Here is a 21,945-nt window from a genome sequence, read left to right on the forward strand (position 1 = left end):
TAGGGCAGCAGGATAGTAAGGACCGGGCATGCCTCCAGTGATCGAAATTCCGCGCGGCGCCAACCCGTTCCCGCTGACCGGAGTCTCCCGTGGCGCCGACGGCATTCCGCGCTATGACGACCTGCCGGCCACCCTGCTGGACATGCTCGCCGAACAGGTCGACGCCCGTCCGGACGCCGAAGCCCTGGTGGAGCTGGGGGCGAACCGGCTGACGTACCGGCAGCTCTGGGACCGGGCGGCGCGCGTGGCCGGGGGGCTGCGCACCGGCGGCCTGCGGCCCGGTGACCGCGTCGCGGTGCGTTACCCCGCCGGGATCGACTGGGCGCTGGCGTTCTGGGGCACCGTGATGGCCGGTGGCGTTGTGGTGGCGGTCAATACGCGATCGGCGCAACCCGAGGTCGAGTTCGTGCTGTCGGACTCCGGTGCGGCCGTGGATCTGGCGCCCGGCGCCGCCCTGCCCGACGGGCGGCCGTACGTCACCGGGCAACTCGGGCGGTCCGACATCGCCGCCCTGTTCTACACCTCGGGTACCACCGGACACCCCAAGGGCGTGCCGACCACGCACGAGGCGTTCCTGACCAACACCGAGAACGCGATCCGCTGCCTGCGGCAGCCGCGGGATCTCGGCGAGGCGATGCGCACGCTCATCTCGGTTCCGCTGTTCCACGTGACCGGTTGCAACACACAGCTGCTGGCAGCGGCCCGGCTGGGCGGAGCCTCGGTGATCATGCCCGCGCTCGACCTGGACGGCTTGCTCACCGCGCTGACCGCCGAGCGCGTGTCGGTGATGGTCACCGTCCCGGCGGTCTACTCGTTGTTGTTGCGGCACAGAGGCTTTGCGGCGCTCGACGTGTCCAACGTGCGATGGGTGGGTTACGGCGGGGCCCCGATCGCCCCGTCGCTGGTGCGCTCGGTGAAGGACGCTTTCGGCCACGCCACGGTGTTCAACGGCTATGGCATGACGGAGACGGCGTCGCTGATGACGGTGCTGCCCGATGACGAGGCCGTCGAGCACGCCGACTCCGTCGGTTACGCCGTCCCGTCGGTGGACCTCGGCGTGATCCCGTTCGGGGACGACCCCGGCACGGGCGAGTTGGTGGCGCGGGGCGCCAATGTGACTGCCGGCTACTGGAATCGCCCGGAGGCCACCGCCACCACCTTCGCGGACGGCTGGCTGCACACCGGTGACGTGGTCCGCGTCGACGAGGCGGGCCGGGTGCACATCGTCGACCGGCTCAAGGACATCATCAACCGCGGCGGCGAGAACGTCTCCAGCGTCGAGGTGGAGGCGGTGCTGCTGGCGGCGCCCAACGTGGCCGACGCCTGCGTGCTCGGGGTTTCCGACGACGTCATGGGGGAGAAGGTGGGTGCGGTGTTGTTCGGCGGTGAGGACGAGATCGACGTGCCCGCGGTGCTCGACCACTGCCGCGGCCAGCTCGCCGACTTCAAAGTGCCGCAATATGTCACGGTGGTTGACAGCGCGCTGCCGCGCAACGCCGGCGGCAAACTGCTCAAGGCCAGGCTGCGCGAGCAGGTCCGGTGGGGCGAGCCGCTGCGATGAACGCCAGCCTGCTGATTGCCAACCGCGGCGAGATCGCACTGCGAATCATCCGCACCGCAATCGAATTGGGTATGCGGACGGTGGCGGTGTACGCCGAGGACGATGCCGACAGCCCGCATGTGCACGCGGCCGACGAGGCGATCGGCCTGCCGGGCAGCGGCCCGCGGGCCTACCTGGACCAGGCCGCGATCCTGGCAGCGGCGAAAAGCTCCGGTGCGGGCCTGATCCATCCCGGTTACGGGTTCCTCAGCGAGAACGCCGAATTCGCCGACGCCTGCGTGGCGGGCGGCTACACCTTCGTGGGCCCCGACGCCCGGGTGCTCGAGTCGCTCGGCAACAAGACGTCGGCCCGCGGCGCCGCGATGGCCGCCGGGGTGCCGGTGCTGCCCGCGACCGAGGGGCCGAGCAGTGTCGAGGACATCAAGGCATTCTTCGCCGCTCAGGACGGCGGCATCATGATCAAGGCCCTCGCCGGCGGCGGGGGCGCGGAATGCGCAAGGTGCACAGCGCCGATCAGATCGACGAGGCCTACCGGCGCTGCGCCGCCGAAGCGCAGTCGGGCTTCGGTGACCCCGCGCTGTTCGCCGAGGCGCTGCGCGCCGACGCCCGCCACATCGAGGTGCAGGTCGTCGCCGCACCGGCCGGGCACCAGACGCACGCCCACGCCGTCGGCGATCGCGACTGCAGCATCCAGCGGCGCTTCCAGAAGTTGGTGGAAGTCGCTCCCGCCCAAGGTCTTTCGGACGATCTGCGTCGCGCCCTGCACCAGGCGGCGGTGCGGCTGTGCGCGCGCGTGGGCCTGCGCGGGCTGGCCACCGTCGAATTCCTGGTCAGCGGTGAGGACTTCGTCTTCCTCGAGGTCAACCCGCGCATCCAGGTCGAGCACACCGTCACCGAGGAAACCACCGGGCTCGATCTGGTCGCCGTGCAGCTGGCGATCGCCGGCGGCGCGTCCTTCTATCAGCTGGGACTGCCGTCCGGAATCGCCTCCGACGGGCTGGAAGTCATCGGCGAGCCGGCCGCGCGCCGCGGCATCGCCATCCAGCTCAGGGTCAACGCGGAGACCTTCGGGCCCGACTTCTCCGTCGTCCCCACGGCGGGCACGCTCACGGCGTTCTCGCCGCCCAGCGGCCCCGGCGTGCGCGTCGACACGTACGGCCGGGCGGGTCTGGTGATCAGCCCCCAGTACGATTCGCTGCTGGCCAAGCTCATCGTCTACGTGCACGGACCGTCGTGGCGGGCGGCGGTGCGCAAGGCGCGCACCGCCCTGGCCGAGTTCGGCATCGAGGGCGTCCACACCAACATCGGATTCCTGCGCGAGCTGCTGACCGCCGAGCTGATCGAATCCGGTTGGGTGAGCACACTTTTCCTCGACGAGAGGCTTCCCGAACTGGCCCGGGCCGCGCAGTCCCGCGAGCGAGAACCGCGGGTGGCGGCCGTCGAGCTCTATCCCGGGGAGGACGCGTTGCGCGCGCAGCTGGCCGGCACCGTGGTCGAGGTGGCGCCGGAGGGCGCCGAATGCGCCGCGGGTGGCCAGCTGGTTGTCCTGGAAGCGATGAAGATGCAGCACGTGCTCGTCGCGCCGGACGCCCTGCGCACCGTGCGGGTGCTGGTCACGCCCGGGCAGGTGGTCGCGACCGGAGACCCGCTGCTGGTCTTCACCCGCACCGCGGCGACCGCAGACGGCGAGTCCGTCTCGGCCGCACTGGATCTGGATCGGCCGCGGGCCGATCTGGACGAAGTCGTACACCGGCATTCCCTGACGCTGGACGAGGGCCGTCAGGCCGCGGTGGCCAAGCGGCACAGCCGAGGCAGGCGCACCGCGCGGGAGAACATCGCCGACCTCGTCGATCCCGGCAGTTTCGTCGAATACGGTGCGTTGGCCATCGCGGCGCAGCGCAGCCGCCGCTCGGAAGAGGAGCTGATCGTCAACACCCCGGCCGACGGACTGGTCGCCGGCCTGGCCACCATCGGCGCGGAGCGGTTCGGGCGGAGCGCGGCGCAGGCCGTCGTGGTGTCCTACGACTACACCGTGCTGGCCGGTACGCAGGGCATGCGCAACCACGCCAAGACCGACCGCGTGTTCGACCTCGCCGCGCGAAAGCGGTTGCCGGTGCTGCTGTTCGCGGAGGGCGGCGGGGGCCGCCCGGGCGACACCGACGTCGGCGGTGCCGCCGGGCTGGACGTCCCGACCTTCCGGATGCTCGCGGCACTGAGTGGGAAGGTGCCGCTGGTGTCGATCGTGTCGGGCCGGTGCTTCGCCGGCAACGCCGCGCTGGCCGGCGTGTGCGACGTGATCATCGCAACACCGGACGCGAACATCGGGATGGGCGGCCCGGCGATGATCGAGGGGGGTGGGCTGGGCGTGTATCCGCCGGAGGCGATCGGGCCGATCGGGGTGCAGCGCCGCAACGGCGTGGTCAGCCTGGTCGCCCGGGACGAGTCGCACGCCGTCGCGCTGGCCAAGCAATACCTCTCGTACTTTCAAGGCGCCGTGAGCGACTGGACGGCGCCCGACCCGCGGCTGGCTCGGCATGTGGTGCCGCAGAATCGGTTACGCGCCTACGACGTCCACCGGGCCATCGAGGCCATCGTCGACGTCGGCTCGGTGCTGGAGCTGCGGCCGGACTACGGCGTGGGCATCGTCACCGCGCTGGTGCGCGTCGAGGGAGTGCCGTACGGCTTGATCGCCAACAGCACCCATCACCTGGGTGGCGCGATCGACGCCGAGGCGGCCGACAAGGCCGGCGACTTCCTCGCCCTGTGCGAATCGTTCGGTCTGCCGGTGATCTCGCTGTGCGACACCCCGGGCTTCATGGTCGGGCCCGACGCGGAGACCCAGGCCGCGGTCCGCCGGTTCGGCCGGATGTTCATCCTGGGCGCCCGGCTCACGGTGCCGCTGGGAATGATCATCCTGCGCAAGGCATATGGCCTCGGGGCGATGGCGATGGCCGGCGGTTCGTTTCGTGCACCGCAGTTCACCGTCGCGTGGCCGACGGGTGAGATCGGCGGCATGGGCCTGGAGGGCGCCGTGCGCCTCGGGTTCAGCAAAGAGCTGGCCGCCGTCGAGGATCCCGCCGAGCGGCAAAGCCTGTTCGATCGCCTGGTGGCCGCGGCCTACGAGCACGGCAAGGCGCTGCGGGCGGCCACCACGTTCGAACTGGACGACGTCATAGACCCAGCAGCCTCCCGGGCCTGGATCACCAGGCTTCCGGGAGGCTGAAGGGTCTAGCGGTTATGCGTGGTTACGCGTGGCCGGAGCCGCAGCCGACGCCCGGCAGGCAGCCGGTGCCGCCCGGAATGCCGCCCGGGCCCGCGTTCTGGCCGCCGGAGCCGCAGCCGACGCCCGGCACGCAGCCCTGGCCACCCGGGCCGCCGCCGGGGCCGTTGAACTGGCCACCGGAGCCGCAGTTTCCATTGGCGTCGCAGCCACCGCCGCCCGGGTCGTCCTTGAAGGTCACGTGGGTGGGCGCGGGGGAGTTGGCGGCTGGTCCGGCGACGTAGACGTCAGCAGCGGCCGCGGGCGCGGCGGCGATGGCCGCAGCGACAGCCCCGGCGACAACCAGCGGTTTCATCAGTGTCAATTTCGATAGCATGCGCGTGGCATACCACCTCAACACGTGTCCAAAACATCGCGAATAAAATTCGACGGCAAACGAAGTCCCCGCTGCTCAACGGCGGCTCTCACCGCGACGGAAGGCCCGACACCATGACCTCACAAGATCTCACCGGCCGCACCGCGATCATCACCGGAGCGTCGCGCGGAATCGGGCTGTCGATCGCCCAGGAGCTGGCGGCGGCGGGGGCCAACGTGGTGCTCACCGCGCGCAAGCAGGAGGCCGCCGACGAGGCCGCCGCCCAGGTGGGGAAGAACGCCCTCGGGGTGGGCGCCCACGCGGTCGACGAGGACGCGGCGCGCCGCTGCGTGGAGCTCACGCTGGAGCGGTTCGGCTCCGCCGACATCCTGATCAACAACGCCGGAACCAACCCGGCATACGGTCCGCTGATCGAGCAGGATCACGCCCGGTTCACCAAGATCTTCGACGTCAACCTGTGGGCCCCGCTGCTGTGGACGTCGCTCGTGGTCAAGTCGTGGATGGGCGAGCATGGCGGGACGATCGTCAACACGGCCTCCATCGGAGGCCTGCATCAGTCGCCGGCGATGGGCATGTACAACGCCACCAAGGCCGCGCTGATCCACGTCACCAAGCAACTGGCGCTGGAACTTTCGCCGCGCATCAGGGTCAACGCGATATGCCCGGGTGTGGTGCGCACCCGGCTCGCCGAGGCGCTCTGGAAGGACCACGAGGACCCGCTGGCGTCATCGATCGCGCTCGGGCGCATCGGTGAACCGATCGACGTGGCCGCGGCGGTGGCCTTCCTGGTCTCCGACGCGGCCAGCTGGATCACCGGCGAGACCATGGTGATCGACGGTGGCCTGTTGCTGGGCGCCGCGCAGGGATTCCAGTCCGCGCCGGGCGGCGGGCAATGACCGCCGTCGACACCGCCGACCTGGACGCGCGGGTGCAGGCACTGCTCGACGAGCACGATCCGGCGACCAGCGACCCACGGGATTTCCTTGGCGCGCAATACGATGCGGGGCTGGCCTGGGTGCACCTGCCGCACGGTTTCGGCGGGCTGGATCTGCCGCGCACCGCCCAGGAGCGCGTCGATGCCCGGCTGGCCGCGGCTGGCGCGCCGGTGGGCGGCACCCGCAAGAATTACATCGGCATGGGCATGGCGGCGCCGACGATCGCGGCGTTCGGCACCGACGAGCAGAAGCGAAAGTTCCTGCGCCCGTTGTTCACCGGTGAGCAGATCTACTGCCAGCTGTTCAGTGAGCCGGGCGCCGGATCCGACCTGGCCGGGGTCGCCACCCGTGCCGTGCGCGACGGTGACGACTGGATTGTCAACGGGCAGAAGGTGTGGACCTCACAGGCGCAACACGCGCAGATGGCCATCCTGGTCGCCCGGACCGATCCGGCCGTGCCCAAACACCAAGGGCTGACCTATTTTCTGTGCGACCTGACGCAACCGGGTGTCGACATCCGGCCGTTGCGCCAGATCACCGGCGAGGCCGAATTCAACGAGGTGTTCCTCACCGACGTCCGGGTGCCCGATGCCAACCGGCTCGGACCGGAGGGCGGTGGCTGGCGGGTCGCCACCACCACGCTGAACAACGAACGCGTCGCGATCGGGTCGCGCGCCGGTGTTCCCCGGGAAGGCGGCCACATCGGCAAGGTCACCGAGGCCTGGCGAGACGAGCCCGCACTGCGTAACCCCGCGATGCACGACCAGCTGATGCGGCTGTGGGTCGAGGCGGAGGTCCTGCGGCTGGCCGGCGAACGGTTGCGGCAACAGGCGGCCACCGGTCAGCCCGGCCCCGAGGGGGCCGGCATGAAGGTGGCGTTCGCCAAGCTGGCACAGGCGATTTCGGGCTTCGAGATCGAGCTGCACGCCGAAGCCGGCCTGTATTACGACGACTGGACCCTGCGCAGGCCCGAGACGGTCGACCTGGTCGGTCGCGGCCCCGGCTACCGCTACCTGCGGGCGCGCGGCAATTCGATCGAGGGCGGTACGTCAGAAATCCTGCGCAACACCATCTCCGAGCGGATCCTCGGCCTGCCGGGTGAACACCGTGTCGACAAGGACGCCGCCTGGAAGGACCTGCCCCGATGAGCGCGCACACCGGCGACCTGCTGTACACCGACACCGAAGAGGCGTTGCGGGCCGGCGTCCGTCAGCTGTTCGCCGAGCGGTGCCCACCCGAATCGGTGGCGCGCCTCTATGACCAGCAACCGCAAGACTTCTCGGGCGTGTGGCGCACCCTGGCCGCCGAACTCGGCGTGGCAGGCCTGCTGGTTCCCGAGTCGCTGGGCGGGGCCGACGCGAGCGCCCGCGAGGCCGCCGTGGTGATGGAGGAGATCGGCCGGGCCGTCGCCCCGGTGCCGTTCCTGTCCAGCGCGATCCTCGCCACCATCGCGCTGCTTCGCGCCGGTGACACCGAGACCGTGTCGGCGCTGGCCCGGGGCGAGCTGACGGCGGCGTTGGTGGTGCCGCTGTCGAGCGCACCGTGCGACCCGATCACGGGCGTCGGCGGAAGCGCCGACGGGCTGAGCGGGTCGGTCACCAGCGTGGCCGGCGCGGATGCCGCCGATGTGCTGGTGGTCCCGGTCGCCGGGGGCGACGGGCTCGAGCTGCACACCGTCGCCCGCGACGCGCCGGGCGTCCAGATCTCCCCGGCGCTCGCGCTGGACATGACCAGACCCCTTGCCGCCGTGTCATTTTCGGGATCACCGTCGTCGCGGGTCGGGGCGGGCGACGAGCCGGTCACCGAAGCCATCCGGACCGGTGCGGCCCTGCTGGCGTCCGAGCAACTCGGGCTGGCCCAATGGTGCTTCGAGACCACGCTGGCCTACGCGAAAGAGCGCAGGCAATTCGGCCGCACGATCGGCTCCTACCAGGCGATCAAGCACCGGCTGGCCGACCTGTGGTTCGAGGTCGGGGCGGCCGCCGCCGCGGCCCGCTACGCGGCCGACACCTGCGCCGCCGGCGACCCCGACGCGGACGCCGCGGCGGCCGTCGCGCAGGCCTACTGCAGCGACGTCGCCGTGCACGCCGCCGAGGAGTGCGTGCAGCTGCACGGCGGGATCGGGATGACCTGGGAGTATCCCGCGCACCTGTACCTCAAGCGGGCCAAGAGCGACCAATTGGCGTTCGGCACCGCCTACCGTCACCGCGCCCGCCTGGCCGAATTGGTGGACCTGCCCGCGTTCTGATCTTCGGCGCCACCGCGGTCGTCGCCCCGGGCGCCCGCGCCGACGATAGAGTTTGCCGACCAACCAGGTGGGAGTGGCGCGAATGCGGGTGTTGCTGTCGGCGTACGACTCGCGCGGCGGCGTCGAGCCGCTCGCCGCGCTCGCGGCGCACCTGCGGGCGCTCGGCGTTGACGCGCGGGTGAGCGCGCCACCGGACGCCGAATTCGCCGAGCTGCTGGCCCGCGCCGACGTCCCGCTGCTGCCGTTCGGCGCCTCGTTGCGCGCGATGAAGACCGGGCCGCTGCCGTCCGAGGCGGACCTGCGCCGGCAGCTGGACGGCCTGATCGCCGTGCAGTTCGACGCCGTGGCCGCCGCGGCCGAGGGCTGCGATGCGCTGGTGGTGGCCGGCTTCCCGCCGGCCGCCGCGGCCGCCCGATCGGTGGCCGAGAGCCGGGGGATTCACTACGTCTACGTCAGTTACCAGCCCACCATCGTGCCGTCGCCGCACCACCCGCCGCCGACCTACGCCAACGGACCGTTCCCGCCCGGCACGGTCGACAACCGGGTGCTCTGGCAAGTCGACGCCCGGCACATGCAGGAACCGTTCGGTGCGACGCTCAACGACCATCGGGCGGCCCTCGGACTGCCGCCACTGGACAACCTGCGCGACTACGCGCTGACCGACCGCCCGTGGTTGGCGACCGATCCCATCCTGGACCCGTGGCGGCCCGCCGACCTGGACGTCGTGCAAACCGGCGCCTGGCTGCTGCGCGACCAGCGCCCGCTGCCGGACCAGCTGGTCGCGTTCCTCGACGCGGGCGCACCGCCGGTCTATGTCGGCTTCGGCAGCATGCCGATGCGCGCCTCGCAAGACGCCGCCCGGACGGCCATCGAGGCGGTCCGCGCCCAGGGCCGCCGCGCCGTGGTCTCGCGCGGCTGGGCCGACCTGGCGCCGATCGACGACCGGGACGACTGCCTGGCCGTCGGCGAGGTCAACCACCAGGCGCTGTTCGCGCGGGTCGCCGCCGTGGTGCACCACGGCGGGGCTGGCACCACGACGACTGCCGCCCGGGCGGGCGCGCCGCAGGTGGTGGTGCCCCAGGGCGCCGACCAGCCCTACTGGGCCGCAAGGGTGCGCGAACTGGGCATCGGCGCCGCCCACGACGGGCCCGCACCCACCACCGAGTCGCTGTCGACCGCGCTCAGGGCGGTCCTGACCGACCAGATGCGCGCGCGGGCGAAATCGGTCGCCGCGACGATCCGCACCGACGGCACCGCGGTGGCCGCGACGCTGCTGATGACCGCGCTAACGCGGTAGCTTCGCTGCGAACAGCTCCGTCATCGCGTCCCAATGCCGCTCGGCGGCGGCGGCGTCGTAGGGCGCGTTGTCCGGAACCGCGAATCCGTGGCCGGCCGAATACCACTCGATGGTGTGCTCGACGCCGGCCGCCGTCAGCGCCTTGTCGAGCTGCTCGGCGTCGCCGGCGGTGAACGACGCGTCGTTCTGGGCGCCGCCCACGTACACCGTCGCGCTGATCCGATCGGCCAACAGGTGCGGGCTGTCCTCGGTGTCGGTCACCAGGCCGCCGCCGTGGAAGGACGCCGCCGCGGCCACCCGGTCGGGCACCCGCCCGGCCACCAGCAGGGACGTCCGGCCGCCCATGCAGTAACCGCACACCCCGAATCGCTCGCCGCTCACCTCGGGGCGGGCGGCCAGGTAATCGAAGAACGCGCCGGCGTCGGCGGCCATCCGGTCCGGGGTGACGCTGCCGATCATCGAGAACAGGCGGCCGCGCTCCTTCTTGTCGCTGAACACGGTCGCCATGTCGAACGGCGCCCAGTCGGCGGTGCGGTAGTAGACGTCGGGCAGCAGCACGGTGTAGCCGAAGCCGGCCAGCTTGGCGGCCATCTGCTGGAACGTCTCGCGGACGCCGCCGGCGTCGGGATACATGACCACGCCGGGCCACGGGACTTGGGATTCCGGGCCCTCGGGGGTGAACAGGTGCACCGTGCAGGTGCCATCGGGGGTGGTGACGACGTCGATGATGTTCGGCATGGCACCCGTTCTACTCCGCGGGCTTGGACGTATTCTGGCGGCGTGCCGATCCCGACGCCCTACGAGGACTTGCTCCGCCTGGTGCTCGATCAGGGAACGGCCAAATCCGACCGCACCGGCACCGGGACCCGCAGCCTGTTCGGACAGCAGCTGCGCTACGACCTGGCGGCCGGCTTCCCGCTGCTCACCACCAAGAAGGTGCACCTCAAGTCGGTGATCTACGAACTGCTGTGGTTCCTGCGCGGCGACTCCAACGTCGCCTGGCTGCACGAGCACGGCGTCACCATCTGGGACGAATGGGCAAGCAGCACAGGCGATCTCGGGCCGGTCTACGGCGTGCAGTGGCGGTCCTGGCCGACGCCGTCTGGCGAGCACGTCGATCAGATCAGCGCGGCCCTCGACCTGCTGCGCACCGACCCCGACTCGCGGCGCATCATCGTGTCGGCGTGGAACGTCGGCGAGATCCCGCGGATGGCGCTGCCGCCGTGTCACGCGTTCTTCCAGTTCTACGTGGCCGACGGGCGGCTGAGCTGCCAGCTCTACCAGCGCAGCGCCGACCTGTTCCTGGGTGTGCCGTTCAACATCGCCAGCTATGCGCTGCTGACGCACATGATGGCCGCCCAGTCCGGTCTCGCGGTCGGCGAGTTCGTGTGGACGGGCGGGGACTGCCACATCTATGACAACCATGTCGAGCAGGTGCGGCTGCAACTGAGCCGCGAGCCCCGGCCGTACCCGGAACTCGTTCTGGGCGCTCGGGATTCGATTTTCGATTACACCTACGACGATGTCGTCGTAAAGAACTACGACCCACATCCGGCGATCAAAGCCCCAGTCGCGGTATGACGCGCGCCGGCCATCGGGCCGGCTCGGGCGGCATGCAGGCCGGGATCAAGGAGTAGCGCGTATGACCGAGGTGGGCCTGGTGTGGGCTCAGTCGACCTCCGGCGTCATCGGGCGCGGTGGCGACATCCCCTGGAACGTGCCGGAAGATCTTTCCCGGTTCAAAGAGGTGACCATCGGACACCCGGTGATCATGGGCCGGCGGACCTGGGACTCGTTACCGGCGAAGGTGCGCCCGCTGCCGGGGCGGCGCAACATCGTCCTGTCCCGCGACGCCGGTTTCGTCGCCGACGGGGCGCAGGTGGCCGGGACCCTGGACGAGGCCTTGGCCCACGGCGCGGACGGACCCGAGGCGTGGGTCATCGGCGGCGAGCAGATTTATTTGCTGGCGCTGCCGTACGCCACCCGCTGCGAGGTCACCGAGATCGAAATCGATTTGCGGCGCGACGACGACGATGCGCTGGCGCCGACGCTGGACGACACTTGGGTGGGCGAAACGGGGGAGTGGCTGGCCAGCCGCTCGGGGCTGCGGTACCGGTTCCACAGCTACCGCCGGCTCTCCGCGCACCCGTTCGCGCCCACGGCCTGACCTGACATACTCGGACCCAGGGGCGGGTCGCACAGCGTCAACCAGGCGTTCGGAGAGAAGGGGGAATCTGGCAGTGAAAACCGAACCCGTGAAGACGTTCTCTCGAAAATTCATGGGCTACGACGCGGCCGCGGTTGATGCTCACATCGAGATGCTGACCACCAAGCAGCAGCTGCTGCTCGACGACGTCGACAGCCTACGGGCCCGGCTGCAGGAATCCGGCGATCAGACGGCCGCGCTGCGCAAGGAGGTGGCCCTGCTCACGGACACCTCGCCGTCGCCGCACGCGGTGCAACAGCGGATGGCCAAGATGCTGAGCCGCGCGGTCGACGAGGTGGCCGAGATGCATGCCGAGGCGCGGGCCGAGGCGGATGCGGTGATCGCGGCTGCCGAGGCCGAGGCCGAGGAAACCCAGCGCAAACGCGAGCAGATGTTGGCGGACATGGCCGCGCAGCGCGAAGCCATGGAAGCCGAGTATCAGGAGACCAAGGAAAGGCTGGAGGCCGAGCTGGCCAGCCTGCGCGATGACGCCGAGCAGGCGCGTGAGCGGCTTCTCGCCGAGGCGAGGGAGAAGGCCGATCGGGATCGTGACGAGGCCCGACGGGCGGTGGACGAGGCGAGCCGGCAACGGATCAGGATTCTCGAGCAGTTGATGGGCGTCTACCGCGACCTGAAGTCGGTTCCGGACGCGCTCGATTCCGCCTACGAGGAACAGAAGAATGCGTCCGAGACGGATTCCGTGGTGCGGTTGGACGAGAAAGTCAGCGCCGGCTCAGCGTCCTAACGCGGAGCGTCGGACACGACCGGTATTCTCGGCGCCGTGTCGACCCGCAGGCTATCGGCCGCTCAAGCCCGGCGGATAGCCGTTGCGGCCCAAGGATTTACCGAGCCCCGCCCCGGTGGCGAGATCACCCGCGCGCACTTGAAGCGGCTGATCTCCAGAATTCAAGTGCTGCAACTTGATTCGGTTTCGGTGGCGGTGCGCGCGCATTATGCTCCGGTGTTCAGCCGGCTGGGCCCCTACGACCGTGACGTGCTCGACCGCGCCGCCTGGGGCCCGCGGTCGTCGCGGCTGCTGGCGGAGTACTGGGCGCACGAGGCCGCGCTGATGGCCGTCGAGGACTGGCCGCTGTTGCGCTGGCGGATGCGCCAGTACTCCCACGGCCGGTGGGGCACCCACATCGTCAAGGCCAACCCGCGGCTGGCCGACGAGATCGTCGCCGCCATCGCCGAGCTCGGACCGAGCACGGCGGGGCAGATCGAAGCGCACCTGGCCGCCGAGCCGCGGCGCAAGAAGGGCACCTGGTGGACGCGCAGCGACACCAAGTGGGTGGCCGAGGCGCTGTTTTCCGCCGGAGTGCTCACCACCGCCACCCGGGTGGGCTTCGCTCGCCACTACGACCTGGTGGAGCGGGTGCTGCCGGCCGCCGTGCTGGCCCGCGAGGTCGACGACGACGAGGCGATCCGGGAGCTCACCCTGCGGGCCGCCACCGCGCTGGGCGTGGGCACCGAGGCCGACATCCGCGACTACTTCCGGCTGTCGGCCCAGCAGGTCAAGCCGGCGATCGCCGCGTTGGTGGCCACCGGTGACATCGAGCCGGTCGACGTCGACGGGTGGTCGGCACCGGCCCACCTGCGGGCGGGCCGCACCGTGCCCCGCGCCGACCGCGGCACCGCGCTGCTGTGCCCGTTCGACCCGCTCATCTTCTTCCGCCCGCGCGTCGAGCGATTGTTCGAATTCCATTACCGCATAGAGATTTACACACCCGCCGCCAAGCGGCAGTACGGCTACTACGTGTGGCCGCTGTTGATGGACGGGCGGCTGGTGGCGCGGGTCGACCTCAAGGCCGACCGCGCCGCCGATTCGCTGCGGGTCCTGGGCGCTTTCGGCGAGCCCGACGTGCCCAGGGCCCGCGTGGCCGCGGCGCTGGCCGGTGAGCTCGAATCCATGGCGTCCTGGCTGGGCCTGGGCGGTTTCAGCGTCGCCGGGCCCGGCGATCTGTCCGGCGAGCTACGCGCGGCGGCCAAGCGGGTCAGCTGATGCCGGCGTCGACGTCCAAGGAGCTCAAGGCCACGCTGTGGAAGGCGGCCGAGAAGCTGCGCGGCTCACTGTCGGCCGGCGAGTACAAGGACGTGATCCTGGGATTGGTGTTCCTCAAGCGCGTCTCCGAAGCGCACTGGAAAGCGTTGGCGGACAACGTTGGATCCGGCGAGCTCGGCCGCCTGGCCGACGACGCGATGGACGCCGTGATGACGGCGAACCCGGCGCTGGCCGGGACGCTGCCCCGGCTATACGAAAACCTCGACCCGCGTCGGCTCGCCGAGCTGGTGACCGTGCTCGACGGCGCGCGAATCGGCGACGGCGGCGGGCGGGCGGGGGACCTGATGGGCGAGGTGTACGAATACTTCCTCGGCAATTTCGCCCGCGCGGAAGGCCGGCGGGGCGGCGAATTCTTCACCCCGCCCAGCGTGGTGCGGCTGCTCGTCGAGGTGCTCGAACCGACCGGCGGCCGGGTGTATGACCCGTGCTGCGGCTCGGGAGGGATGTTCGTGCAGACCGAACACTTCATCGCCGAACGCGACGGCGATCCGGCGAAAGTCACCCTCTACGGACAGGAAAGCGTCGAGCAGACCTGGCGGATGGCGAAGATGAACCTCGCCGTGCACGGCATCGACCACGCGGGCCTGGGCCCGCGGTGCGCCGACACGCTCGCCGTCGATCTGCACGCCGGCGTGCAGATGGACTACGTGCTGGCCAATCCGCCCTTCAACATCAAGGATTGGGCCCGAGACGAGGCCGACCCGCGCTGGCGCTTCGGTGTTCCGCCCGCGAGTAGCGCGAATTACGCCTGGATTCAACACATCCTGTCCAAGCTGGCCCCGGGCGGTGCGGCCGGCGTGGTGATGGCCAACGGCTCGATGTCGTCGAACGCGATGGGCGAGGGCGGCATCCGGGCCCGGATCGTCGACGCGGACCTGGTGTCGTGCGTGGTCGCGCTGCCCGCGCAGCTGTTTCGCAGCACCGGAATACCGGTGTGCGTGTGGTTTTTCGCCACCGACAAGGCGCACCGGTCGGCCCAGGTGCTGTTCGTCGACGCGCGCGGCCTGGGCTACCTGGTGGATCGGGCCGAGCGCGCCCTGACCCGCGAGGAGATCGCCCGGATCGCCGACACCTACCACGCGTGGTCGGGCACCGCGTCGGCGCTCGCCAAAGGCCTCAGCTATCAAGACGTTCCGGGCTTTTGTCAGTCCGTTCCGGTGGAGGCCGTCAGGGCCGCGGGCTACCCGCTGACGCCGGGACGGTATGTGGACGCGCCCACCGCGCCCGACGACGGTGAACCCGCCGCCGACAAGATCGCGCGGCTGACCGGCGACCTGCTGGCCGCGCTGGACGACTCGGCCCGGGCGGAAACCGTGGTGCGCCAACAGGTGAAGCGGCTGCGGTGAAGAGCGTCCTGGGCGAGCACCTCGACTTCAGCACCGGAAGCGGCGCCCCGCCGCGAGACTCCGACGGGAGCGTCCCCGTCTACGGCGCCAACGGCGCGATCGGCTACGCCGCCGCGCACAACGCCACCGGGCCGTTGATCGTGCTGGGGCGCGTCGGGTCGTACTGCGGCAGCCTGCGCTATTGCGACTCCGATGTCTGGGTGACCGAGAACGCGCTGGTGTGCCGCGCCAAAGACCCGCGAGAGACCCGGTATTGGTATTACGCCATGCAGACCTGCCGCCTGGCCGATCATCGATCCGGGTCGGGGCAGCCGCTGCTCAACCAGAGAATCCTGCACGACGTTCCGGTGTGGACCGTCGCCGCGCGCGAACGGCGGCGGATTGCCGAACTGCTGGGCGCATTCGACGACAAGATCGCCGCCAACGACCGGGTGATCGACACGGCGGAACGCTTGATGGTCGCCCTCGCGGAATCGGCGCCGGATCGGGTGCGGCTGTCGAGCCTGGCCACCCGGTCGACGGCGAGCGTCAGCGAGTTCGACGCTCGCGTCGCCCACTTCAGCCTCCCGGCGTTCGACGACGGGGCGAAACCTTGCCTGGTCCCCGCCGCGGAGGTGCGCAGCGCCAAGCTCCTGCTGACCCAGTCGTGCGTCCTGTTCGCCAAGCTGAACCCGCGGATCCCGCGGATCTGGAATGTGGTGGGCCTGCCGTCCGACATGGCGGTGGCCAGCACAGAGTTCGTCGTGCTGGTCCCGGTCGGCATCGATTCCTCGGCGCTGTGGTCGGCGCTGCGGCAACCCGACGTCTCGCGCCGGCTGCAGCGGCGGGTCGCCGGCACCTCCGGCAGCCATCAGCGAATTCAGCCGCGCGACCTGCTGGACGTGCTGGTCTCCGACGTGCGGCGGTTGAGCCCCGAGGCGCTGCGCACGCTCACCGGGCTGGGTGCGCTGTGTCACGCGCGCCGCACCGAAAGCGCGCGGTTGTCGGGGCTGCGCGACGCGCTGCTGCCGCTGCTGATCCGCGGCAAGGTGCGGGTCACAGACGCCGATCCGCCCGGCACGCCTGCGGCTGATTGCCCGGCTCCTCCTCGCGCCACTCCGCGGCGCGCATCGTCGCCGGGCTAAGGTGAGCGCCGTGGCCGAGATCGCGCCGCTGCGCGTGCAACTGATCGCCAAGACCGACTTCTTGGCGCCCCCGGACGTGCCGTGGAGCACCGACGCCGACGGCGGCCCCGCGCTGGTGGAGTTCGCCGGCCGGGCCTGCTATCAAAGCTGGTCGAAGCCCAACCCAAGGACCGCGACCAACGCCGGCTACATCAAGCACATCATCGACGTCGGCCACTTCTCGGTGCTCGAGCACGCGAGCGCGTCGTTCTACATCACCGGCGTCTCGCGGTCGTTGACGCACGAGCTGATCCGCCACCGGCACTTCTCCTACTCGCAGCTCTCCCAGCGCTACGTCCCGGAGAAGGACTCGCACGTCGTCGTGCCGCCGGGCATGGAAGACGATCCGGAACTGCAGCAGATCCTGGCCGCGGCCGCCGACGCCAGCCGCGCCACCTACACCGAGCTGCTGGCGAAACTCGAGGCGAAGTTCGCCGACCAGCCGAATGCGGTGCTGCGGCGCAAGCAGGCCCGCCAGGCCGCCCGCGCCGTGCTGCCCAACGCGACCGAGACCCGCATCGTCGTGACCGGCAACTACCGGGCGTGGCGGCACTTCATCGCCATGCGCGCCAGCGAGCACGCCGACGTGGAAATCCGCCGGCTCGCCATCGAGTGCCTGCGCCAGCTGGCGGGCGTGGCGCCCGCGGTGTTCGCCGACTTCGAGATCTCCACGCTGGCCGACGGCACGGAGGTCGCGACCAGCCCGCTGGCCACCGAGGCCTGAGCCGCCGACGCGCGTCGACGCGCGTCCACGTGGGTGCTAAATACCTTGCTGGCGCCAGGTAACCTGAACACCGTGAGCACGGTCGGATTCGACGCCCCAGCGCGGTTGGGAACTGTGCTGACCGCGATGGTCACACCGTTTCGCCCGGACGGCTCCGTTGATACCGCCGCGGCCGCCCAGCTGGCCAATCACCTGATCGACGCGGGCTGCGACGGGCTGGTGATCTCCGGAACCACCGGCGAGTCCCCGACCACCACCGACGACGAGAAGCGAGAGCTGCTGCGCGTCGTGCTGGAGGCGGTCGGCGACCGGGCCCGCGTCATCGCCGGCGCGGGCACGTACGACACCGCCCACAGCGTCCGGCTGGCCAAGACCTGTGCGGCCGAGGGCGCGCACGGCCTGCTGGTGGTCACCCCGTACTACTCGAAGCCGCCGCAGAGCGGGCTGATCGCCCACTTCACCACCGTCGCCGACGCGACCGAGCTGCCGGTGCTGCTCTACGACATCCCACCGCGTTCGGTGATACCGATCCAGCCCGAGACCATCCGTGCGCTGGCCGCCCACCCGAACATCGTCGGGATCAAGGACGCGAAGGCCGACCTGCACAGCGGTGGCCAGATCATCGCCGAGACCGGCCTGGCCTACTACTCCGGCGACGACGCGCTGAACCTGCCGTGGCTGGCCATGGGCGCCACCGGATTCATCAGCGTGATTTCTCACGTGGCGGCCGGACAGCTGCGGGAAATGTTGTCCGCGTTCAGCTCCGGAGACATCGCCACCGCCCGCAAGATCAACGCCACCGTCGCCCCGCTGTGTGACGCGATGGCCCGCCTGGGTGGTGTGACGATGTCCAAGGCGGGCCTGCGCCTGCAGGGCATCGAGGTCGGCGATCCGCGGTTGCCGCAAATGCCCGCGACGCCAGAACAACTCGACGCGTTGGCCGCCGATATGCGCGCGGCCTCGGTGCTGCGGTGACCGGAGGGGTTTCCGAGAAGTGGATGTAGACCTCGCCCCGCCAGGCCCCTTGGCCGCGGGAGGGTTGCGGGTCACCGCTCTTGGCGGCATCAGCGAAATCGGCCGCAACATGACGGTTTTCGAGCACCTGGGCCGGCTGTTGATCGTCGACTGCGGGGTGATGTTCCCCACCCACGACGAGCCCGGCGTCGATCTGATCCTGCCGGATCTGCGTCACATCTCCGACCGGCTCGACGACATCGAGGCGCTGGTGCTCACCCACGCCCACGAGGACCACATCGGCGGCATTCCGTTCCTGCTCAAGCTGCGCCCCGACATCCCGGTGGTCGGTTCGAAGTTCACGCTGGCGCTGGTCGCGGCGAAGTGCCGCGAGCACCGCCTCAAGCCGGTGTTCGTCGAGGTGGCCGAGGGGCAGAAGAGCACCCACGGCGTGTTCGAATGCCAGTACTTCGCCGTCAACCACTCCATCCCCGACGCGCTGGCGATCGCGGTACACACCGGCGCGGGGACGATTCTGCACACCGGCGACATCAAGCTCGACCAACTTCCGCTGGACGGGCGGCCCACCGACCTGCCCGGCATGTCCCGGCTCGGCGACGCCGGGGTGGACCTTTTCCTTTGTGACTCAACCAATTCCGAGCATCCAGGCGTCGGGCCGTCGGAAAGCGAAGTGGGCCCGACGCTGCACCGTTTGATCCGCGGCGCCGACGGCCGGGTGATCGTGGCGTGCTTCGCGTCCAACGTGGACCGGGTGCAGCAGATCATCGATGCGGCAGTCGCTTTGGGCCGGCGGGTATCGTTCGTCGGCCGATCCATGGTGCGCAACATGGGCATCGCCCGCGAGCTCGGCTTTTTGCGGGTGGCCGATTCGGACGTGATCGACATCGGCGCCGCCGAGATGATGCCGCCCGAGAAGGTGGTGCTGATCACCACCGGCACCCAGGGCGAACCGATGTCGGCGCTGTCGCGGATGTCGCGCGGCGAGCACCGCAGCATCACGCTGACCGCGGGTGACCTGGTGGTGTTGGCGTCGTCGCTGATCCCGGGCAACGAGGAAGCGGTCTACGGCGTCATCGACGAACTCGCCAAGATCGGGGCCCGCGTCGTCACCAATGCCCAAGCGCGCGTGCATGTTTCGGGCCACGCGTACGCCGGGGAATTGTTGTTCCTGTACAACGGGATTCGGCCGCGTCACGTCATGCCGGTGCACGGGACGTGGCGCATGCTGCGCGCCAACGCCAAACTGGCGGCCCGCACCGGCGTGCCGGAGGAGTCGATCCTGCTGGCCGAGAACGGGGTGAGCGTCGACCTGGTCGCGGGCAAGGCCTCGATCGCCGGCGCGGTGCCGGTCGGCAAGATGTTCGTCGACGGCCTGATCAACGGCGACGTCGGCGACATCACGTTGGGCGAGCGGCTCATTCTGTCGTCGGGTTTCGTGGCGGTGACCGTGGTGGTCGCGCGCGGCACCGGGCGTCCGGTCGCCCCGCCGCACCTGCAATCGCGCGGATTCTCCGAGGATCCCAAAGCGCTCGAGCCCGCGGTGCGCAGGGTGGAGGCGGAGCTGGAAGCGCTGCTGGCCGAGAACATCACCGATCCGAGCCGCATCGCCCAGGGCGTGCGGCGCACCGTCGGCAAATGGGTGGGCGAGACCTACCGCAGGCAGCCGATGATCGTGCCGACCGTCATCGAGGTCTAGATCTTCTCGGCGTAGGCCGACCACTCCAGTTGCGAGGCTTTGAGTTTGCGGCCGGTGGGCTCGACATAGCGCTGGGCGAGCTCGTCGGGCCCGGCCTGCTCCACCAGCCGCCAGCCGTACCCGCCCAGGAACGCCTCGACCTCGTCGGGCTGCAGCCCGAAACGCCACAGCTGGCGCCGCTGGCGCACGGTGCGATACAGCGTGCGGGTGCCATACCGGTTGGTGCCGTCGATGAAATCCCTACGGACGTAGGTGAACACCAAACGGCTGCCGGGTGCGGTCGCGCGCAGCCCGTCCAGCGTGCGCCGCACCGTCGCCTCGGTGAGGTACTGGGTGACGCCTTCGCAGATGAAGAACACCCGGTAGTCGGTGCGATAGCCGTGCTCGGCGAGCGAGGTGAGCAGGTCGTCGTGCTCGAGGTTCAACGCCACCAACCGCACCGACAGCGGCAGCTCGCCGAGCACCCGGCGCACCGTCTTGAACTTCCTGGCGACGTTCACCGGCAGATCGACCTCGAACACTGGGATGCGCACCCGCCGCGTCAACAGGTAGGCGCGGGTGTCCAGCCCCGCCCCGAGGATGACGACGGCGTTGATGTCGTCGATCGACTCCTTGAGCTTGTCGGCGATAAACCGCTTGCGGCAGGCCAGGTTTGCCCACAATCCCGGACCGGTGAACTCCGAGCCGCGGATCATCAGCCGGCGAACCGGCGCGAACCGGGTCGCCCCGACCAGCCACCGCAGCGGGCCGGGCAGGAAGAGCTCGGCGAAGTCGTCGTCGACCAGGCGGCGCCCGGGCGGCTCGTTCTGCTCGACGGCGGCGAGCACCATCGGGCCAAATGCAGTCTGCGCAACCGGGTTTCGTGCCATGACGACTACTTGTTCAGGAATCCCGCGTCGACCGGCAAGGTTACGCCGGTGATGTAGCGCGCCTGGTCGGACACCAGCCACGCCACCGCGTTGGCGATGTCCTCGACGTCGAGCACCTCGACCGGCATGGCGTTGCCCATGGCTCCCGGTGTGTCCGTCCCGGCGGCCATCTTGGCCAGCCATTCGCGGGTGAACTCGTTGTTGATCATCGGTGTCTCGACCCCGGATGGGTGGATTGAATTGACCCGGATCATCTGCCCGGCAAGCAGATTCGCGTAGACGCGCATCAGCCCGACCACCCCGTGCTTGGCCGCGGCGTAGCCGACCGAACCGGCGTCCGGGCTGCCGACCCCGGCCAGCCCCGCGCTCGAACTGATCAGCACGATCGAACCGCCGGTGCCCTGCTTGACCATCGTGGGTATCGCGACCTTGATGGTGTGGTAGACGCCGGTCAGGTTGACGTCGATGACGTCGCGCCAGCCGTCGTCACCGGATTGCATGGGGGCGATCCCCGCGTTGGCCACCACGATGTCCAGGCGGCCGAACTCGTCCAGGCCCGCCTGCAGCGCCGCCGACAGCGAGTCGCGGTCGCGGACGTCACCCTGCCGGGCGACGACGCGGGCGCCGGTGTCTTCCACCAGCTTCACGGTGGCCGCCAGGTCGTCCGGCGTGGCCAGCGAGTAGGGGACGCTGGCGATCTGGTCGCACAGGTCGACGGCGATGATGTCTGCGCCGTCGGCGGCCAGTCGCACCGCGTGCGCGCGGCCCTGACCGCGCGCGGCGCCGGTGATGAAGGCGACTCTCCCTTTCAAGGGCCCTTTCAGGGCTTCGTCCGACGAGCGGGTCATCAGGGCCGCAGCTGTCCCTTGGCCGGGTCGCCCGCGGGGACCGGCTGCAGCATCTTGATGTCGGGGGGCCCGTCCAGGTGTTCGCCGGCCGCGGTGAACATCTTGGTGACCGCCGGCGCGGTGCTGTGCGCCTTGAGCGCCTCGGCGTCGGCCCACTGCTCGACGAACACGAAGGTCTCGCCCGACTGGTGCAGCGAGTAGATCTCGCAGCCCGGCTCGTCGTGCACTTCTTCGACCGCCCGGGTCAGGATGTCGCGGACGGTGTCGACCGACTCGGGTTTGACGGTCATGGTGGCGACGACGACAACGGGCATTGCTGGCCTCCTGGGCGCGGTGGGGGTGGGTGACGAGCACGACTTCTCACAACCGAATGTCACCCTACTCACGCGATGTGGCGGCCGATTGGACCCATGCCCGAC

At 70.2% G+C, this 21,945-nt stretch carries 19 protein-coding genes and 1 pseudogene; 15 read left to right on the forward strand and 5 right to left on the reverse strand.

Going from position 1 to position 21,945, the window contains the following annotated elements:
- The first annotated feature begins 28 nt into the window (after positions 1-28).
- Together B9D87_RS01330 and B9D87_RS01335 are read left to right on the forward strand one after the other, a co-directional pair.
- The gene (locus B9D87_RS01330; RefSeq protein WP_174320964.1) at positions 29-1,561 is read left to right on the forward strand and encodes a class I adenylate-forming enzyme family protein; all 1,533 of its coding nucleotides are present in this window, start codon (positions 29-31) and stop codon (positions 1,559-1,561) included.
- Positions 1,558-4,784, forward strand: a pseudogene (locus B9D87_RS01335) (acetyl-CoA carboxylase family protein). Before B9D87_RS01330 ends, B9D87_RS01335 begins: the two are co-directional and overlap by 4 nt.
- A 22-nt stretch (positions 4,785-4,806) precedes the next feature.
- Here B9D87_RS01335 and B9D87_RS01340 read toward each other — a convergent pair.
- A complete protein-coding gene (locus tag B9D87_RS01340) occupies positions 4,807-5,136 on the reverse strand; it encodes a hypothetical protein (RefSeq protein WP_007775027.1) in 330 nt (109 codons plus the stop codon).
- Between the two features lie 134 nt (positions 5,137-5,270).
- Between B9D87_RS01340 and B9D87_RS01345 the strand changes: the two genes are divergently transcribed.
- The 4 genes from B9D87_RS01345 (at position 5,271) to B9D87_RS01360 (ending at position 9,637) form a co-directional block, all read left to right on the forward strand.
- Positions 5,271-6,053, forward strand: coding sequence for an SDR family oxidoreductase (locus B9D87_RS01345; protein WP_007775026.1), 783 nt, complete (start codon positions 5,271-5,273; stop codon positions 6,051-6,053).
- Positions 6,050-7,240: an acyl-CoA dehydrogenase family protein gene (locus tag B9D87_RS01350; RefSeq protein ID WP_007775024.1), complete on the forward strand. Its 1,191-nt coding sequence runs from the start codon at positions 6,050-6,052 to the stop codon at positions 7,238-7,240. The genes B9D87_RS01345 and B9D87_RS01350 overlap by 4 nt, the downstream gene beginning before the upstream one ends.
- Positions 7,237-8,340: an acyl-CoA dehydrogenase family protein gene (locus tag B9D87_RS01355; protein ID WP_007775022.1), complete on the forward strand. Its 1,104-nt coding sequence runs from the start codon at positions 7,237-7,239 to the stop codon at positions 8,338-8,340. Before B9D87_RS01350 ends, B9D87_RS01355 begins: the two co-directional genes overlap by 4 nt.
- Positions 8,341-8,422: 82 nt before the next feature.
- Positions 8,423-9,637, forward strand: a complete 1,215-nt coding sequence (locus tag B9D87_RS01360) for a glycosyltransferase (protein WP_040631449.1) — start codon at positions 8,423-8,425, stop codon at positions 9,635-9,637.
- Here the strand turns inward: B9D87_RS01360 and B9D87_RS01365 are convergent.
- Positions 9,626-10,375 (reverse strand): dienelactone hydrolase family protein, encoded by a 750-nt coding sequence (locus B9D87_RS01365; RefSeq protein WP_007775018.1) that lies wholly within the window; start codon positions 10,373-10,375, stop codon positions 9,626-9,628. The two genes, B9D87_RS01360 and B9D87_RS01365, sit on opposite strands and share 12 nt — an antisense overlap.
- A gap of 42 nt (positions 10,376-10,417) precedes the next feature.
- On the opposite strand from B9D87_RS01365, the gene B9D87_RS01370 reads away from it, so the two are divergent.
- The 9 genes from B9D87_RS01370 (at position 10,418) to B9D87_RS01410 (ending at position 19,809) form a co-directional block, all read left to right on the forward strand.
- A complete protein-coding gene (locus B9D87_RS01370) occupies positions 10,418-11,218 on the forward strand; it encodes a thymidylate synthase (RefSeq protein ID WP_007775015.1) in 801 nt (266 codons plus the stop codon).
- A 61-nt stretch (positions 11,219-11,279) separates the two neighbouring features.
- The gene (locus B9D87_RS01375; protein WP_007775012.1) at positions 11,280-11,804 is read left to right on the forward strand and encodes a dihydrofolate reductase; all 525 of its coding nucleotides are present in this window, start codon (positions 11,280-11,282) and stop codon (positions 11,802-11,804) included.
- A gap of 73 nt (positions 11,805-11,877) precedes the next feature.
- Positions 11,878-12,588, forward strand: coding sequence for a coiled-coil domain-containing protein (locus B9D87_RS01380; protein ID WP_007775009.1), 711 nt, complete (start codon positions 11,878-11,880; stop codon positions 12,586-12,588).
- A gap of 36 nt (positions 12,589-12,624) precedes the next feature.
- Positions 12,625-13,845 (forward strand): winged helix-turn-helix domain-containing protein, encoded by a 1,221-nt coding sequence (locus tag B9D87_RS01385; RefSeq protein WP_040631446.1) that lies wholly within the window; start codon positions 12,625-12,627, stop codon positions 13,843-13,845.
- A complete protein-coding gene (locus B9D87_RS01390; RefSeq protein ID WP_007775005.1) occupies positions 13,845-15,251 on the forward strand; it encodes a class I SAM-dependent DNA methyltransferase in 1,407 nt (468 codons plus the stop codon). Before B9D87_RS01385 ends, B9D87_RS01390 begins: the two co-directional genes overlap by 1 nt.
- Positions 15,248-16,375 carry a restriction endonuclease subunit S gene (locus B9D87_RS01395; RefSeq protein ID WP_007775002.1) on the forward strand — a complete coding sequence of 376 codons (1,128 nt, stop codon included), beginning with the start codon at positions 15,248-15,250 and terminating at the stop codon, positions 16,373-16,375. Before B9D87_RS01390 ends, B9D87_RS01395 begins: the two co-directional genes overlap by 4 nt.
- Before the next feature lie 10 nt (positions 16,376-16,385).
- Complete coding sequence (thyX, locus tag B9D87_RS01400) at positions 16,386-17,138, forward strand: FAD-dependent thymidylate synthase (RefSeq protein ID WP_007775000.1); 753 nt, start codon at positions 16,386-16,388, stop codon at positions 17,136-17,138.
- 72 nt (positions 17,139-17,210) lie between these two features.
- The gene (dapA, locus tag B9D87_RS01405) at positions 17,211-18,113 is read left to right on the forward strand and encodes a 4-hydroxy-tetrahydrodipicolinate synthase (protein WP_007774997.1); all 903 of its coding nucleotides are present in this window, start codon (positions 17,211-17,213) and stop codon (positions 18,111-18,113) included.
- Positions 18,114-18,132: 19 nt separating this feature from the next.
- Positions 18,133-19,809, forward strand: a complete 1,677-nt coding sequence (locus B9D87_RS01410) for a ribonuclease J (protein WP_007774994.1) — start codon at positions 18,133-18,135, stop codon at positions 19,807-19,809.
- On the opposite strand, the gene B9D87_RS01415 is transcribed toward B9D87_RS01410, so the two are convergent.
- From B9D87_RS01415 to B9D87_RS01425, 3 genes are read right to left on the reverse strand one after another with little or no spacing between them, the layout of a single operon-like run.
- Positions 19,806-20,678: an SAM-dependent methyltransferase gene (locus B9D87_RS01415; RefSeq protein ID WP_080598624.1), complete on the reverse strand. Its 873-nt coding sequence runs from the start codon at positions 20,676-20,678 to the stop codon at positions 19,806-19,808. The genes B9D87_RS01410 and B9D87_RS01415 overlap by 4 nt on opposite strands.
- A 5-nt stretch (positions 20,679-20,683) precedes the next feature.
- Positions 20,684-21,526, reverse strand: coding sequence for a mycofactocin-coupled SDR family oxidoreductase (locus tag B9D87_RS01420; RefSeq protein WP_007774988.1), 843 nt, complete (start codon positions 21,524-21,526; stop codon positions 20,684-20,686).
- Positions 21,526-21,840, reverse strand: a complete 315-nt coding sequence (locus tag B9D87_RS01425) for a putative quinol monooxygenase (protein ID WP_007774985.1) — start codon at positions 21,838-21,840, stop codon at positions 21,526-21,528. Before B9D87_RS01425 ends, B9D87_RS01420 begins: the two co-directional genes overlap by 1 nt.
- Positions 21,841-21,945 lie beyond the last annotated feature (105 nt).

The sequence above is a fragment of the Mycobacterium colombiense CECT 3035 genome, from assembly GCF_002105755.1.
GTDB classification, from domain to species: domain Bacteria; phylum Actinomycetota; class Actinomycetes; order Mycobacteriales; family Mycobacteriaceae; genus Mycobacterium; species Mycobacterium colombiense.

What these genes read in the sequence shown, in the direction of transcription:
- B9D87_RS01330 (WP_174320964.1), top strand. Translation starts at nt 29, where the DNA reads ATGCCTCCAGTGATCGAAATTCCGCGCGGCGCCAACCCGTTCCCGCTG.
- B9D87_RS01340 (WP_007775027.1), bottom strand. Translation starts at nt 5,136, where the DNA reads ATGAAACCGCTGGTTGTCGCCGGGGCTGTCGCTGCGGCCATCGCCGCC.
- B9D87_RS01345 (WP_007775026.1), top strand. Translation starts at nt 5,271, where the DNA reads ATGACCTCACAAGATCTCACCGGCCGCACCGCGATCATCACCGGAGCG.
- B9D87_RS01350 (WP_007775024.1), top strand. Translation starts at nt 6,050, where the DNA reads ATGACCGCCGTCGACACCGCCGACCTGGACGCGCGGGTGCAGGCACTG.
- B9D87_RS01355 (WP_007775022.1), top strand. Translation starts at nt 7,237, where the DNA reads ATGAGCGCGCACACCGGCGACCTGCTGTACACCGACACCGAAGAGGCG.
- B9D87_RS01360 (WP_040631449.1), top strand. Translation starts at nt 8,423, where the DNA reads ATGCGGGTGTTGCTGTCGGCGTACGACTCGCGCGGCGGCGTCGAGCCG.
- B9D87_RS01365 (WP_007775018.1), bottom strand. Translation starts at nt 10,375, where the DNA reads ATGCCGAACATCATCGACGTCGTCACCACCCCCGATGGCACCTGCACG.
- B9D87_RS01375 (WP_007775012.1), top strand. Translation starts at nt 11,280, where the DNA reads ATGACCGAGGTGGGCCTGGTGTGGGCTCAGTCGACCTCCGGCGTCATC.
- B9D87_RS01390 (WP_007775005.1), top strand. Translation starts at nt 13,845, where the DNA reads ATGCCGGCGTCGACGTCCAAGGAGCTCAAGGCCACGCTGTGGAAGGCG.
- B9D87_RS01415 (WP_080598624.1), bottom strand. Translation starts at nt 20,678, where the DNA reads ATGGCACGAAACCCGGTTGCGCAGACTGCATTTGGCCCGATGGTGCTC.
- B9D87_RS01420 (WP_007774988.1), bottom strand. Translation starts at nt 21,526, where the DNA reads ATGACCCGCTCGTCGGACGAAGCCCTGAAAGGGCCCTTGAAAGGGAGA.
- B9D87_RS01425 (WP_007774985.1), bottom strand. Translation starts at nt 21,840, where the DNA reads ATGCCCGTTGTCGTCGTCGCCACCATGACCGTCAAACCCGAGTCGGTC.